This window comes from Streptomyces sp. NPDC021019 (assembly GCF_044333295.1).
GTDB lineage: Bacteria > Actinomycetota > Actinomycetes > Streptomycetales > Streptomycetaceae > Streptomyces.
Genome location: NZ_JBIRQR010000003.1, coordinates 507,722 through 521,998 on the forward strand (window position 1 = coordinate 507,722; position 14,277 = coordinate 521,998).

General features: G+C 73.1%; 13 protein-coding genes. 11 read left to right on the forward strand and 2 right to left on the reverse strand.

The window, feature by feature from the left end; genetic code table 11:
* Window positions 1-424 precede the first annotated feature (424 nt).
* Window positions 425-1,978 (reverse strand): FAD-dependent oxidoreductase, encoded by a 1,554-nt coding sequence (locus tag ACH4RG_RS19700; protein WP_397927200.1) that lies wholly within the window; start codon window positions 1,976-1,978, stop codon window positions 425-427.
* 865 nt (window positions 1,979-2,843) lie between these two features.
* Here ACH4RG_RS19700 and ACH4RG_RS19705 point away from each other — a divergent pair.
* Window positions 2,844-3,533: a DUF6766 family protein gene (locus tag ACH4RG_RS19705; protein WP_398539897.1), complete on the forward strand. Its 690-nt coding sequence runs from the start codon at window positions 2,844-2,846 to the stop codon at window positions 3,531-3,533.
* Between the two features lie 45 nt (window positions 3,534-3,578).
* On the opposite strand, the gene ACH4RG_RS19710 is transcribed toward ACH4RG_RS19705, so the two are convergent.
* A complete protein-coding gene (locus ACH4RG_RS19710) occupies window positions 3,579-3,800 on the reverse strand; it encodes a DUF6480 family protein (RefSeq protein ID WP_397917656.1) in 222 nt (73 codons plus the stop codon).
* Window positions 3,801-4,042: 242 nt separating this feature from the next.
* On the opposite strand from ACH4RG_RS19710, the gene ACH4RG_RS19715 reads away from it, so the two are divergent.
* From ACH4RG_RS19715 to rfaE2, 10 genes are all read left to right on the forward strand, one after another.
* Entirely contained in the window at window positions 4,043-4,459 is a 417-nt protein-coding gene (locus ACH4RG_RS19715) for a CBS domain-containing protein (RefSeq protein ID WP_018955605.1), read from the forward strand.
* A 354-nt stretch (window positions 4,460-4,813) separates the two neighbouring features.
* Window positions 4,814-5,800: an NAD-dependent epimerase/dehydratase family protein gene (locus tag ACH4RG_RS19720; protein ID WP_397927202.1), complete on the forward strand. Its 987-nt coding sequence runs from the start codon at window positions 4,814-4,816 to the stop codon at window positions 5,798-5,800.
* Window positions 5,801-5,811: 11 nt separating this feature from the next.
* Window positions 5,812-7,446 (forward strand): carbamoyltransferase, encoded by a 1,635-nt coding sequence (locus ACH4RG_RS19725; RefSeq protein ID WP_398162706.1) that lies wholly within the window; start codon window positions 5,812-5,814, stop codon window positions 7,444-7,446.
* A complete protein-coding gene (locus ACH4RG_RS19730) occupies window positions 7,443-8,441 on the forward strand; it encodes a glycosyltransferase family 2 protein (protein WP_398162705.1) in 999 nt (332 codons plus the stop codon). Before ACH4RG_RS19725 ends, ACH4RG_RS19730 begins: the two co-directional genes overlap by 4 nt.
* Window positions 8,438-8,992 (forward strand): D-glycero-alpha-D-manno-heptose-1,7-bisphosphate 7-phosphatase, encoded by a 555-nt coding sequence (locus ACH4RG_RS19735; RefSeq protein WP_398539898.1) that lies wholly within the window; start codon window positions 8,438-8,440, stop codon window positions 8,990-8,992. Before ACH4RG_RS19730 ends, ACH4RG_RS19735 begins: the two co-directional genes overlap by 4 nt.
* Complete coding sequence (locus ACH4RG_RS19740; RefSeq protein ID WP_397927434.1) at window positions 8,989-9,996, forward strand: glycosyltransferase family 9 protein; 1,008 nt, start codon at window positions 8,989-8,991, stop codon at window positions 9,994-9,996. The genes ACH4RG_RS19735 and ACH4RG_RS19740 overlap by 4 nt, the downstream gene beginning before the upstream one ends.
* Complete coding sequence (locus ACH4RG_RS19745) at window positions 9,993-10,955, forward strand: glycosyltransferase (RefSeq protein ID WP_397917661.1); 963 nt, start codon at window positions 9,993-9,995, stop codon at window positions 10,953-10,955. Before ACH4RG_RS19740 ends, ACH4RG_RS19745 begins: the two co-directional genes overlap by 4 nt.
* A complete protein-coding gene (locus tag ACH4RG_RS19750) occupies window positions 10,952-12,190 on the forward strand; it encodes a glycosyltransferase (protein WP_397917662.1) in 1,239 nt (412 codons plus the stop codon). Before ACH4RG_RS19745 ends, ACH4RG_RS19750 begins: the two co-directional genes overlap by 4 nt.
* The gene (locus ACH4RG_RS19755; protein ID WP_397917663.1) at window positions 12,187-12,816 is read left to right on the forward strand and encodes an SIS domain-containing protein; all 630 of its coding nucleotides are present in this window, start codon (window positions 12,187-12,189) and stop codon (window positions 12,814-12,816) included. The genes ACH4RG_RS19750 and ACH4RG_RS19755 overlap by 4 nt, the downstream gene beginning before the upstream one ends.
* A complete protein-coding gene (gene rfaE2 / locus ACH4RG_RS19760; protein WP_397917664.1) occupies window positions 12,813-14,276 on the forward strand; it encodes a D-glycero-beta-D-manno-heptose 1-phosphate adenylyltransferase in 1,464 nt (487 codons plus the stop codon). The genes ACH4RG_RS19755 and rfaE2 overlap by 4 nt, the downstream gene beginning before the upstream one ends.
* Window position 14,277 lies beyond the last annotated feature (1 nt).

A 14,277-nucleotide genomic window follows, 5' to 3' on the forward strand; every position in this document is an offset into this window, starting at 1 on the left:
CTTCTGCGGCTGCTCGCGGCAGGTGCCGGGCGTCAGGAGCCCTGCCTCTCGCGTCAGCGGGCCGCTCTGCCCGTGTGCGCGCCACTCAGGGGCCGGCGCGGCGCCCGGGCCCGGCAGCCACTTCGCCGCGCTGTGACTGCGAGCCGGGGCTGGTCAGTTGGCAGTCCGGCCGGCCGGTGGGGGCGTTGAGCCGGCTCCGGAGGGCTGTGACATGACTGGACACAGGGGGAAGGGCCGGAGGCGCATAACTGCCCTGGCCGACGGGCTCAAGCTCGGTGCCCGCCCGATCGGGTCGCCTTTCGATCGGGCGGGCCCGTCCAAGGGCGGTCGCGTCTCTCCGCGGCCACGGAGGAGGGCGAGGACTTCGCCCTCCGTCACGTTGGGACGAGTCACGGCCGGTGGGAGCCGGCGCCTCCGACTGGGCTCACTCCGCCTCGCCGGGGATCTCCAGCCTTTCCAAGGGGCGTGTCGCCGGCCCTTGGAGCACGGTGCCGTCGGTGTCGAACCGGGATCCATGGCACGGACACTCCCAGGTGGCTTCCGCGTCGTTGAAGGACACCAGGCAGCCGAGGTGGGTGCAGCGGGCGGAGACGGCCCGCAGCGCGCCGTCCTGATGCCGGTAGACGGCGCAGCGCCGCCCCTTCACCCGCACGACGGCACCCGTGCCCGGCGCGATGTCGCCCACCGAGTCGACGTGGGTCACCCGCATCCGGTCGCCGGCGAAGTGCTTGGCCACATCGGCTTGTTGCTTCAACAGCGCCGCGCCCTCGCGCAGGACACCCGCGATACGTCGCGGATCGTACAGCTCCGCCCAGGCCGGCCGGGCTTCGGACTCGGTGATCAGAGAGGTCAACAGTCGGCCCGCAAGGACGCCGCCTGTCATTCCCCAGCCTCCGAAGCCGGTCGCCACGTAGGTATGACGAGCCCCGACATGGAGGGGGCCGATGAGCGGCACCGTATCGCTGGGGTCGTTGTCCTGCGCCGCCCACCGATAGGTGGTGGCGCCCACCGGAAAGCGTTCGTGCATCCAGGAGTCGAGACGGCGGAAGCCCTCCCGCGGATCGCCCGTTCCCGGCGTGAAGCTCTCCCCGGTGACGATCAACAGGCGGCGGCTCTCGTCGAGAGGCGCCGAACGCACCGACCGCTTTCCCTCGTCCTCGGTGATGTGCATCCCCTTCGGGGCCCGGTCGGCGGCCACCGGCGCGGCGACCACCAACTCCCGGCGGGGCGACAGCCGCGCGAAGAGCAGCGCACGGTCGAAGACCGGGTAGTGGGTGGCGACCACCACGTCCCGGGCCGTCACCACCCGCTGGTCCTCCGTGGTCAGACGACACGGCCGCCCTTCCGAGAGTCCGGTGACCCGGGTCCGTTCGAGGACGAGGCCCCCGAGGCGCAGCAAGTCTTCAGCCAGAGCCAGCAGGTAGGCGCGCGGGTGGAACTGCGCCTGTCCGTCCAGGCGGACCGCGCCGCCGATCGGGAAGGGCAGCTCCGTCCCGGTGACGTAGGAGACCTTGAGACCTGCTTCGGCAGCGGCACGGGCTTCCGCCTCGACGGCCGCCCGGGAGGCGGGCCCCGCCGCGTAGGAGTAGGCGCTCACCCGCTCCAGATCACAGGCGATGTCCACCTCGTCGACGATCGCCGCCAGCCGTTCCACCGCGTCCAGTTGCGAGCCGGCGTACAGCCGGGCGGCCTCGGCGCCATGGGCCCGCCGCAGCCGGTCGTACACGAGCGAGTGCAGCGCCGACACCTTGGCCGTGGTGTAGCCGGTGACGCCGGACGCGATGCGGTCCGCCTCCAGTACCGCGACCCGCCGGCCTGTCCGGGCCAGCTCCCATGCCGTGCTCAGGCCGGCGATGCCGCCACCCACCACGGCGACGTCCACGGTGATGTCCTCGGTCAGGCGCGGGTACGGCGACGCGTCCGTCGTATCCATCCAGTAGGACTCGTCCTGCCCGGTGAAGGGGCGGGGGTCGGTCATGACGTCATCTCCCCAGATCGGTCGCGGCTCGGCGGAGGCGTCTGCGCGGCGCTCACCACGAGGGGTGCGCGCGACGTGGTGTGCGTCAGAGGCCCTGCTGCCGCCGGGTACCACCGTGGGCAGCCGCCAAACGCTGGAGCGGGACCGGACGCAGGCGGGTGGGAGTCGCGTTCGTCCTGGGCGGGAGCCGGCCCGGCAACGCGCCGAGAAGGTGCTCCCCGAACGGGCGAAGGCGCTACGCACCGAGTGAGACGGCCTCCTCGATCAGGGCGGAGACATGTTTGAGGGGAAGCCACTCGGGGACTCGGGTGGCGCACGGATCCAAGCGGAGGGAGCGATCGCGATGTCGAACCCGCAGCAACCGGAACAGCGGCGCAGTGACAAGGGTGGGGCAACCCCGCAGGACAGCGCCGAGAAGAAGGCGCGAGAGCCTGGAACGCCCCGTGGCGGGGGCGCGCACGCGCACGGAACGGACAAGGGAGGCAAGGGCGGAGGTCCCGGTGGCGGGGTCCCGCCCGAGGAACGCCCGGATCACCCGTGAGTGACGCCCGCACGCACTGCGTGACGGCGCCGCGCGAGTGGTGCCGTCACGCGCCTTCCCCAAGTCTGTCGGTGGCCTCCTGGTGACGAGCCGCCCGCAGCGCCGCTGCCAGGAGTCGACCGGGGCCGCCGGCTGTACGCCGGACCCGGGGCGGCCGTACACCTGCGTCGTCGAAGGCGGATGACCGTGACCAAAGCGCTGTTCGTGGCCTGTCTCACCGGCGTGGTCTGCGGGCTCGTCTACTTCACCGCGCTGGGTCTGATGAAGAGGTGAGGGGAGTGCCGTCTCGTCGACGAGGACGCGCGAAAGGGGAGGCTCCCTCCGGTGCGTAGATTCCCGCTGCGTAGATTCCCGCGGGACGACTCGCTCACTCTGGCTTTCGCTGCGGCCTTCCTGCTGACTCTCGCCGGACAGGCTCTCGTTGGCCACACCGAGTTCAACAACGGCCTGCTCGTCGACTCCCTGGCGCCGGTGTCCCTGACCGCTTACCTGATGTCGTCGGACTTCGCCGTCGATGTGACCGAGAACTGGCAGTCGGAGTACCTGCAGTTCTTCCTCTACATCTTCGGCACCGTCTGGCTGCTCCAGCGCGGCTCCCCCGAATCGAAGGAGATGGACAGGGCGGGACCGGAGGACGACGAGACACAGCGGGTCGGAGCCCATGCCCGCGACGACTCCCCCCGCTGGGCGGCGGCCGGGGGGATCCGCCAGAGACTGTTCTCGTGCTCGTTGGGCCTGGTCATGGCGGCGCTGTTCATCCTGTCGTGGCCGGCCCAGTCCGTCGCGGGCACGGCAGCCTACAACGAGCAGCGGCTCCGCGACCTTCAGCCGCCCGTCGACTGGAGCGGGTACGTGCTGTCGGCCGACTTCTGGAGCAGGACGTTGCAGAACTGGCAGTCCGAACTTCTCGCGGTGGCCTCCATGGTCATCCTCTCGGTCTACCTGCGCCAGCGTGGCTCCCCGGAGTCCAAGCCGGTGGGCGCGCCGCATCACGCCACCGGCGTCGAGGGCTGAGAAGCCGTCGCCGACGGGGGCTGCCCGGGGAAGCGGGCACCGCGGTCACAGGAGCAGGGCGTAGACGAGGAAGAAGGCAGCCACCATCACGGTGACCGTGATGATGGCGATCAGCGGGCCCATGGCCCAACCCTTGGGCGGTGCGTGACGCGGTCCCGCTTCGGAGGTGCTGCTCTCACCGGGGGGAGTGTCGCCGGGGGCGATCCCGCCGCCGGGCTCCAGGCCTGGCGTATCGCGCGGATCCGGGTCCGGGTTTCCTGTGCTCATGCACTCCGAGTACCCCTTCGCACCGAGGCACACGTGGAATCAGCGGCCTTTCCCGGCAACCGTGCTTCGTTCCGGGCCACAGGGCCACAGGGCTGCCGAGCCGGGGACGCGGCGGGTACGCCCGTATCGGCTTCGTGAGGCGCATACGCCCGGAGGGAGAAACCGGGCGTTAGGAACGCCTCCGGTGGGGAACCCGCCGCGGCACGGACGATCCGCCCGATCCCAGGAAGGGAACAAAACCCATGACTACCGCACGCGAGATCATGACCAGCGGCACGGAGTGCGTCGGTGAGAAGGAGAACATCCTGGACGCCGCGAAGAAGATGAAGGACCTCGGCGTCGGCGCTCTCCCGATCTGCGGCACCGACAACAAGCTGAAGGGCGTCCTGACCGACCGCGACATCGTGATCAAGGTGCTCGGCGCGGGCAAGGACCCGGCGGACTGCACGGCCGGCGAGCTGGCCCAGGGGGAGGCGGTGACCATCGGCGCCGATGACCCCGCCGAGGAGATCCTGCGCACGATGACCTCCCACAAGGTCCGTAGGCTGCCGGTCATCGACGGCCACACCCTGGTCGGCATGGTCGCCACCGCGGACGTCGCCCGCGCCCTGCCCGACCCCCAGGTCGGAGACCTCATCGAGGCGCTTTCCACCGACTGAAGCCACTGCCCCGGATCCCTGCGGGCCCGTCTGTTCCTCACCCGTCGCGGACAGGGGAGCAGGCGGGTTCCCGCGTGCCCTGCCGCCGGGGCACCTGTCCACCGCGGCGGGGCCGTTCGGGGGATACCGCAGAAACCGGCGAACTTCCGCGTGTGAAACGTACGCGCCAGGGAACTCAGCCCGCCGAGCCCGTCGGGACCACGGCGGGCTTCCTGGTACTGCCCGCCGTGGCGCCGCATCGTCCGGCGGTGCACCCCGGCCCGGCCCGTGCCGTCCATGGGGCGTCAACGGTCCGGCCCTGCCCAGGAGTCGTGTGACACCCCTGCTCGGACGAAAGGCGGACCCATGTCCTTGATGACGACACCAGCCCCCTGGCGTCGCGCCGTCGTCACCGGAGGCGCCGGATTCCTCGGCTCCCATCTGTGCGAGCGGTTGCTGGACGCAGGAGTCGAAGTCGACTGCGTGGACAACCTGTTGTCCGGGTCCACGGACAACATCGCTCATTTGGAGGGCCGTCAGGGGTTCCGGTTCGTTCGCTGCGACGTCTCTTCCGACCGGGCTGTGGACGAACTGGCAGGCCCCTACGACCTCGTCCTGCACTTCGCTTGTCCCGCCTCACCCGCCGACTACCTCCGTCACCCGCTGGAAACCATGGACGTGGGAAGTCTCGGCACCCGTAACGCCTTGACGGTCGCGCACCGCGACGGCGCCCGATTCCTGCTCGCCTCCACGTCCGAGGTCTACGGGGACCCCCTCGTCCACCCACAGCGCGAGGACTACTGGGGCAACGTCAACCCGGTGGGCCCGCGCAGCGTGTACGACGAGTCCAAGAGGTTCGCCGAGGCGCTGGTCACCGCCCACGCCGGGACGAAGGGTGTGAACGCAGGCATCGTGCGGATCTTCAACACCTACGGGCCGCGTATGCGCGCCCACGACGGCCGGGCCGTTCCGACCTTCGTCTGCCAGGCGCTCGCGGGCGACCCCGTGACCGTGGCGGGCGACGGCAGCCAGACCCGTTCACTCTGCTACGTGGACGACACCGTGGACGGCGTGCTGCGCGTGGCGGCCAGCCAGGCCGTCCGACCGGTGAACATCGGCGGTGGGGACGAGGCCACGGTCCTGGACATCGCCCGCCGGGTGATCGCGCTGGCAGGGTCCACCTCCCCGCTCACCTTCATCGCGCGCCCCGAGGACGACCCCGAGCGGCGTCGGCCCGACACCACGCTGGCCCGCGAACTCCTGAGCTGGGAGCCGCGGGTCGGCTGGGAAGAGGGCATCAAGCGGACCATCGCCCACTTCTCCGCCACGCCCGGCCCCGTGTCCCCCGCCCCGCGAGACTGACGGAGGTTTCCATGCGCGTCCTCGGCGTCAACGCACTCTTCCACGACCCGGCCGCCGCCCTGGTCGTCGACGGCGCCATCGTCGCCGCCGCGGAGGAGGAGCGCTTCAGCCGTCGCAAGCACGGCAAGCGTCCCGTCCCGTTCTCCGCGTGGGAGCTGCCCGAGCTGAGCGCCCGGTGGTGCCTCGAACAGGCGGGCCTGCGCCCCTCCGATCTCGATGTGGTCGCCTACTCCTACGACCCCGGCCTCGCCGCTCCCGCCGACCGACTGGGCCTCGATGACCCGTGGGACCACCTGCGGCAGGAGTACGCCCGCCGTGCCCCGGAGTTCCTCGCCGAAGCCCTGCCGGGACTCGACGCCGGGAAGGTTCGCTTCGTCCCGCACCACGTCGCCCACGCCGCGTCCGCCGGACAGGCGTCCCCGCACCCCGACTGCGCGGTGCTCGTGCTCGACGGGCGAGGGGAGTGCGGCTCCCACCTGTCCGGCCGCTACGTCAACCGGCAACTGACCGTCCTGGCCTCGCAGCGGCTCCCGGACTCCGTCGGCCTGTTCTACGAGGACCTCACCCAGCACCTCGGCTTCCTGCGGAGCAGCGACGAGTTCAAGGTCATGGCTCTCGCCTCCTACGGGAAGCCGCGGTTCGTCGACCGGCTGCGGGAGTTCGTCCACACCGACGGTGCGGGCGGATTCACCGCCCGCACCGTGCCGTGGCAGTCCCTGGTGCCGGGGCGGGCCCCGGGCGCTCCCTGGACGCAGGAGCACGCCGACGTCGCCGCGAGCGCCCAGGCACGGCTGGAGGAGGTCCTCCTGGAGCTGGCGTGGTGGCTGCACGGCCGCACCGGCGAGGACGTGCTCGCCCTCGCCGGCGGAGTCGCGCTGAACTGCGTGGCCAACACCCGCCTGTACCGCGAGAGCCCCTTCCGGGAGATCTGGGTGCAGCCCGCGGCGGGCGACGCCGGTACCGCCCTCGGGGCCGCGCTCCACGTGGCGAACGAGAAGGAGCCGGTCGAGGCGATGCCGACCGCCGCGCTCGGGCGCGGCTGGAGCGACGACGAACTGCGCGGCTGGCTGGAGCGGGCCGCCGTACCGTACGAGCAACCCGACGACATCGCCGAGACGGTGGCGGAGGAGCTGAGCCGGGACGGAGTCGTCGCGTGGTTCCAGGGGCGCTCCGAGTTCGGGCCCCGGGCGCTCGGCCACCGCTCCCTGCTGGCCCATCCCGGGCGGGCAGCGAACCTGGAACGGCTGAACGCGGTCAAGGGGCGTGAGGAGTTCCGGCCGGTGGCGCCCATGGTGCTGGAGGAGCGGGCCGCCGAGCTCTTCGACGGCCCGGTACCCAGCCCGTACATGCTCTTCGTCCACCAGGTCGCCGAGGAGTGGCGAGAGCGCATTCCCGCGGTCGTCCACGTCGACGGCACCGCCCGCGCCCAGACCGTGAGCGCCGGGGCAGAGCCCCTCGTGGCCCGCATGCTCGCCGCCTTCGAACGGCGCACCGGTCTGCCCGTCGTGGTGAACACCAGCCTCAACACGGCCGGCCGGCCCATGGTCGACGACCCCCGTGACGCGCTGGAGTGCTTCGGGTCCGCCCCGGTGGACCTGCTGGCGCTCGGACCGTTCGCCGTGCGGCGCGGAAGGGCGTTCGCGTGAACCGGCCCCATGAACACGCTGCGTACGCGGTGGTCGTTCCCACCATCGGCCGGCCCTGCCTGGAGGACTGTCTACGGGCCCTGGCCGCGTGCGAGGGTCCGCCGCCGACGGAGGTCGTCGTGGTCGACGACCGGCCCGCGCCCGACGGCGCCCTGCCGCTGCGGTCCGCCGGAGACCTCCGGGTGCGCTCCGTCGCCACCGGCGGGCGAGGCCCGGCCGCCGCACGGAACGCCGGCTGGCGAACGGTGAACGCCCCTTGGGTGGTGTTCCTCGACGACGACGTCCAGGTGTCTCCCGACTGGCGCGACCGGCTCGCCGCGGACCTCGCGCAGGCCGGTGACGACACCGGGGGAGTGCAGGGCCGGCTGTCGGTGCCGTTGCCCGCGCACCGCAGGCCCACGGACTGGGAGCGGGGGACCGCCGGTCTGGAAGGGGCCGCCTGGGCCACCGCGGACATGGCCTACCGGCGGACCGCGCTCGAACAGGCCGACGGCTTCGACGAGAGGTTCCCGCGCGCCTTCCGCGAGGACGCCGACCTCGCCCTGCGCGTCATGGAGGCGGGCTGGTCGCTGCGACGGGGCGAGCGCGTCACTTTTCACCCCGTCCGTCCGAGCGACCGTTGGGCCTCGGTGCGCGCCCAACGCGGAAACGCCGACGACGCCCTCATGAACCGCCTCCACGGAACCGGCTGGTGGGACCGGGCCCAGGCGCCACGAGGCCGTCTGTCCGGCCACACCGCCATCACCGCGCTGGCGGGAGCCGCCGTCCTCAGCGCGGTCGCGCGCCGACCCCGGACCGCCCTGCTCGCCACCGGACTGTGGGCCGCGGCCACCGCGGAGTTCGCCTGGGCGCGCATCGGCCCCGGCCCCCGCACCGGGCGGGAAATGGTCACGATGGTCGTCACGAGCGTGCTCATCCCTCCTCTGGCGTGCTGGCACCGCCTCAGCGGCCGGGTCAGGCACCGCGCCGCCCAGCCCGTGGGAGGCACCCGATGAGCAGCCTGCATCCGGCCCCCCGCCCGGTCTCCGCCGTCCTCTTCGACCGGGACGGAACCCTGGTGGAGGACGTCCCGTACAACGGCGACCCGGAGAAGGTGCGGTTGTTGCCCGGCGCCCGCGAGGCGGTCGCACTGCTGCGCGCCAGAGGTGTCGCCACCGGAGTGGTCAGCAACCAGTCGGGCATCGGCAGAGGGCTGATCTCCGAGGACGACGTCGCCCGGGTCAACCGCCGGGCCGACGAACTCCTGGGCGCGCTCGGCACCTGGGTGTTCTGCCCGCACGTCCCGGAAGACCGGTGCGGCTGCCGCAAACCGAGACCGGGACTCGTCGTCGAGGCCGCCCGACGCCTGGGTGTGCGGCCGACCGCGTGCGTGGTGATCGGCGACATCCGCGCCGACGTCCTCGCGGCACGGGCGGCCGGAGCCCGCGGTGTCCTCGTCCCCAACGCGGCGACGCTGCCTTCGGAGGTAAAGCAAGAACGCTGGACCGCCCCCGATGTGCTGGGCGCCGTCCGGCTGGTGCTGGAGCGCGAGGGGGACACGTGGTGAAAGCAATGGTCGTGCGGCTGGACAGCTTCGGCGACGTCCTGCTGGCGGGACCGGCCGTCCGCGCGGTCGCCGCCCACGCCTCCCACGTGGCACTGCTCTGCGGCCCCCGAGGCGAAGCCGCCGCCCGGCTGCTTCCGGGGGTCGACGACGTACTGGTCTGGGACGCGCCCTGGGAGGGAGTGAACCCACCGCCGGTGGACACCGCCGACGTCGACGGGATCGTCCGGCGCGTACGCGCCGAGGCGTACGACAGCGCGCTCGTCCTCACCTCGTTCCACCAGAGCCCGCTGCCCACCGCCCTGCTGCTCAGGATGGCCGGGGTCCCACGCATCGGCGCCGACAGCACCGACCACCCCGGCCGTCTGCTCGACGTCCGGCACCACAGACTCCCCGGCCGCCACGAGGCCGAGGCGGCGCTGGACACCGCCGTGGCCATGGGCTTCGCCCCGCCGCCCGGCGACGACGGACGGCTCCGCGTGCTGCCCGCCCCCGACACCGTGCCGCTGACCGGCAACGGTCCCTACGTCGTGCTCCATCCCGGCGCCAGCGCACCGGCCCGCGCCTGGAGCCCCGAGCACTGCGCCGCCGCCGTGCGGAGCCTCGCGGACGCGGGCCACCGCGTGGTCGTCACCGGCGGCCCGGACGAGACGGCCCTCACCCGGCACGTCAGCGGTGAGGCGGCCCTCGACCTCGGTGGCCGCACCGATCCCCGGACGCTGGCAGGCGTCCTGCGCAACGCCGACGCGCTGGTCAGCGGCAACACCGGACCGGCCCACCTGGCCGCCGCCGTCTCCACCCCCGTCGTCTCCCTCTTCGCCCCCGTGGTCCCGGCCGAACGGTGGGCCCCCTTCGGGGTGCCGACCGTCCTGCTGGGCGACCAGTCCGCGAAGTGCGCCGACAGCCGCGCCCGCCACTGCCCCGTCCCCGGACATCCCTGTCTCGACGACGTCACGCCCGAGGACGTCGTACGAGCCGTCCGGGAACTCATCGAGGAGCACGCATGAACATCCTCATCTGGCACGTCCACGGCTCCTGGGCCACCTCGTTCGTCCAGGGACCGCACACCTACCTCGTTCCCGTCACCCCGGACCGCGGGCCGGACGGCCTGGGCCGGGCGGACACGTGGCAGTGGCCACCCAACGTGGTCGAGGTGACTCCGCGGGAGCTGGGCGAGCAGGACATCGACCTGATGGTGCTCCAGCGACCGCACGAGGTCACCCTGGCCCACGCGTGGACCGGACGACGGCCGGGTATCGACGTTCCGGCGGTCTACGTCGAGCACAACAGCCCGGACGGCGCGCCCGTCGGCACCCGGCATCCGCTCGCCGACCGGAATGACATCCCCCTCGTCCACGTCACCCACTTCAACCGGCTGATGTGGGACAGCGGCCGGGCCCCCACCGCGGTGATCGAGCACGGCGTCATCGACCCGGGGCCGCTGTGGAACGGCGCGGAGACAAGGGCCGCGGTGGTGGTCAACGACCCGGTGCGCCGAGGCCGTACGACCGGGACCGATCTGCTGCCGCACTTCGCCGGCATCGCTCCGTTGGACGTCTTCGGGATGCGCACCGAAGGGCTCGCCGTCCACCTCGGGCTGCCACCCGACCGCGTCCGCACGCGCGACCTGCCGCAGGGTGAACTGCACCCCGCCATGGCCCGCTGCCGTCTCTACCTCCACCCGGTGCGGTGGACGTCGCTCGGCCTGTCGCTGCTGGAGGCGATGTTCCTCGGGATGCCCGTGGTCGCCCTGGACACCACCGAGGTGCGCGAGGCCGTGCCCGACGACGCCGGGGTCGTGTCCAACCGCCCGGAGGTCCTCGACGAAGCGGTACGCGCCTTCCTCGCGGACGCGGCCCAGGCGGCCTACGCGGGGGAGCGGGCCCGGGCGGCCGTGCAGACCAGGTACGGGGTGCAGCGCTTCCTGGACGACTGGGAACACCTGATGAAAGAGGTCACGCGATGAGCCCCGTCCGACCGGTCCCGCCGTGTGTCGCTCTCGTCTCGGAGCACGCCAGTCCGCTGGCCGACCTCGGCGGACCGGACGCCGGCGGGCAGAACGTGTACGTCGCCCAGCTGGCCGACCATCTCGCCCTGCGCGGCCACGACGTCACCGTCTACACCCGCCGGGACGCCCCCGACCTGCCTCTCGAACTGACCACGGTGGGCGGCGTGAAGGTCGTCCACGTTCCCGCCGGACCGGCGACGCGTGTCCCCAAGGACGAACTCCTCCCGTGCATGCCGGAGTTCGGGTCCTTCCTCGCGGACCGCTGGAGGGCCGCCCCGCCGGATGTGGTACACGCCCACTTCTGGATGTCCGGCACGGCGGCACTGGCCGGAGCCCGGGGGCTGGGGATCCCCGTGGTCCAGACGTACCACGCGCTCGGCACGGTGAAGAAGCGCCATCAGGGAAGCGAGGACACGAGTCCATCGCGGCGTCTGGCGATCGAGGCGGCGATCGGCAGAGCGTGCCGTCGCGTGCTGGCCACCTGTGCGGACGAGGTCGCCGAGCTCGTCGCGATGGGGGTGGACCGCGACCGCGTCTCCGTCGTGCCGTGCGGAGTGGACCCGCGGCACTTCGCACCGGTCGGCGACACCGGCCGTGCGGCTGCCGGACCCCGTCGGCTGCTGGCGGTCGGCAGACTCGTGCGGCGCAAGGGATTCGACCGCGCGATCCGCGCGCTCGCCGCCGTACCCGACGCCGAACTCCTCATCGCCGGCGGGCCGGAGGCCGATCTCCTGTTCGCCGAGCCGGAGGCGGAGCGCCTCGGGAAGGTCGCCGAGGAGCACGGCGTCGCCGACCGGGTCACCCTGCTCGGCGCGGTGGCTCACGACCGGATGCCCCGGCTGATGTCGGGCGCGGACCTGGTCCTGTCGCTGCCCGACTACGAGCCCTTCGGCATCGTGCCGATCGAGGCCATGGCCTGCCGGACGCCGGTGGTCGCCACCGCCGTCGGCGGCCACCTCGACACCGTCGTGGACGGTGTCACCGGCGCCCTGGTGCCGCCCGCCGACGACCCGTCACACCTCGCCCGGGTCATCGTCGCGTTGCTCGACGATCCGGAACGGCTGGCCCGCTACGGCAGGGCAGGCCGTGAACGCGTTCTCGCGCACTACAGCTGGGACCGTGTCGCCGACGGAGTCGCGCGCGTCTACAGCGCCGTCCGCGCCTCCGCCTCACTCTCGGGAGCCGTCCGATGAACCCCACCCGCAACGCTCAGCACTGCGACGACCTCATGGAAGCCCTCACCGCGTTCCGGAGTTCCTGCTCCGTCGTCCACCGCTGGGGCGGCGAGCTGGCCGGCCGCCTCGGCGGCGGGGCCAGACTGCTCGTCGCCGGCAACGGGGGCAGCGCCGCGCAGGCCCAGCATCTGACCGCCGAACTCGTGGGCCGCTACCGCGAGGACCGGCCGCCGTTCTCGGCACTCGCCCTCCACGCCGACACGTCCTCCACGACCGCCATCGCCAACGACTACGGCGTCCAGGAGGTCTTCGCCCGGCAGACCTGTGCGCACGGCCGCCCCGGCGACGTCCTGATGCTCCTGTCGACCAGCGGCGCCAGCGCCAACCTCCTCTCGGCCGCCGCCGAGGCCCGCCGCATCGGCATGACCGTCTGGGCTCTGACGGGCCCGGCGCCCAACCCGCTCGAAGCGGCCTGCGACGAGGCGGTGTGTGTGGACGCCCCTGTCGCGGCGACCGTTCAGGAGCTGCACCTGGTAGCGGTCCACATGCTCTGCGAGGCGTTCGACCGGAGCTGCGAGGAGAACGCGGCGGCCTCCCGGCGGCCCTCTCCCCCCGCGGTGGCCGTCGAGGGAGGCGCGCTGTGACCGCACCGGCCCCCCTGCTCGTCGTCGGTGACGCCCTCCTCGACCACGACCTGTCCGGCACGGCCGACCGGCTCGCCCCCGACGCCCCCGTCCCGGTGGTCCACGGGGCCCGCCGCGGCACCCGACCGGGCGGCGCGGCGCTGGCGGCCTGCTTCGCCGCTGCCGACGGCCGGGACGTCACCCTGGTGACGGCGTTGGGCGACGGCGAGGCCGCCCGTACTCTGCGGCGCCTGCTGCACGGCCGCGTCCGCGTCGTCGAGATCCCCCTCACCGGCGAACTGGCCTGCAAGACCCGGATTCTGGCCCAGGGTGTGCCGGTGCTCAGGCTCGACGACGGCGACGGACGCGCGGCCGGGGCGACGGACGAGGCGAGGGAGGCGGTCGGCGCCGCCTCGGCCGTCCTGGTCGCCGACTACGGCCGGGGCACCGCCGACGTCCTGCGGGAGGCGCTCGCCCGCGCCGCCCGCAAGGTGCCCGTGGTCTGGGACCCCCACCCCAGGGGCGGGCCGCCGGTGAAAGGGTCCAGGCTCGTCACGCCCTCCGCGGCCGAGGCCCGTGCGTTCGCCGCTCGCACGGAGGAGGTGACGGCCGCGGGCGGTGCCCGCCGCGACGGTGGGCCGGCCCGTCCACGGCCCGAGCTGCACCACGCGGCGGAGGACGCACGAACGCTGATCCGGAGCTGGGGCGTCAACTCGGTCGCGGTGACCCTGGGACCGGACGGGGCGCTGCTCTCCCACGGGGACGCTCCGTTGCTGGTGCCCGCACCCCATTGCGCGCCGGGCGACGCCTGCGGAGCCGGCGACCGCTTCGCCGCGACCGCTGCCGGGCTGCTGGCCGACGGCGCGCTGCCGGAGAAGGCGGTGCACGGGGCGGTGCACGCCGCCACCCGGTACGTCACCGACGGCGGCGCCGCCGGCCTGCGGCACGACCAGGATCCCGTCCCACCGGCCCCGGAGACCGTTCCCCACCCGGAACCGGCGCTGCTCGCCGACCGGGTCCGCACGCGGGGCGGAACCGTCGTGGCGGCAGGAGGCTGCTTCGACCTGCTGCACGCGGGCCACGTCGCTCTGCTCCAAGAGGCACGGCGCATCGGCGACTGCCTCATCGTGTGCGTCAACTCCGACGCGTCCGTCCGTCGGCGCAAGGGCGCGACCAGGCCGCTCGTGCCGGTCGCCGACCGCGTCCGGGTCCTCCGGGCCCTGAGCTGTGTCGACGCGGTCGCGGTCTTCGACGAGGACACCCCCGAGCGGCTGCTGAAGGAGCTGCGCCCCCACATCTGGGCCAAGGGCGGCGACTACGCACTCGCTCAGCTTCCCGAGGCGCCGCTGGTGGGCAGCTGGGGCGGCGAGGTCGTCCTGCTGCCCTACCTCGACGGCCGTTCCACCACCGAACTCGCGGCCAAGGCGGCACTCGACCCGGCGGAACGGTCCGCCGGCCGCGCCCGCGCCGCCGGGAGGTGAC

Excerpts from the sequence above, each read along its gene's own strand:
- ACH4RG_RS19735 (WP_398539898.1), top strand. The coding sequence starts at position 8,438 with ATGAGCAGCCTGCATCCGGCCCCCCGCCCGGTCTCCGCCGTCCTCTTC.
- ACH4RG_RS19720 (WP_397927202.1), top strand. The coding sequence starts at position 4,814 with ATGACGACACCAGCCCCCTGGCGTCGCGCCGTCGTCACCGGAGGCGCC.
- ACH4RG_RS19700 (WP_397927200.1), bottom strand. The coding sequence starts at position 1,978 with ATGACCGACCCCCGCCCCTTCACCGGGCAGGACGAGTCCTACTGGATG.
- ACH4RG_RS19745 (WP_397917661.1), top strand. The coding sequence starts at position 9,993 with ATGAACATCCTCATCTGGCACGTCCACGGCTCCTGGGCCACCTCGTTC.
- ACH4RG_RS19715 (WP_018955605.1), top strand. The coding sequence starts at position 4,043 with ATGACTACCGCACGCGAGATCATGACCAGCGGCACGGAGTGCGTCGGT.
- ACH4RG_RS19710 (WP_397917656.1), bottom strand. The coding sequence starts at position 3,800 with ATGAGCACAGGAAACCCGGACCCGGATCCGCGCGATACGCCAGGCCTG.
- ACH4RG_RS19755 (WP_397917663.1), top strand. The coding sequence starts at position 12,187 with ATGAACCCCACCCGCAACGCTCAGCACTGCGACGACCTCATGGAAGCC.
- ACH4RG_RS19750 (WP_397917662.1), top strand. The coding sequence starts at position 10,952 with ATGAGCCCCGTCCGACCGGTCCCGCCGTGTGTCGCTCTCGTCTCGGAG.
- ACH4RG_RS19725 (WP_398162706.1), top strand. The coding sequence starts at position 5,812 with ATGCGCGTCCTCGGCGTCAACGCACTCTTCCACGACCCGGCCGCCGCC.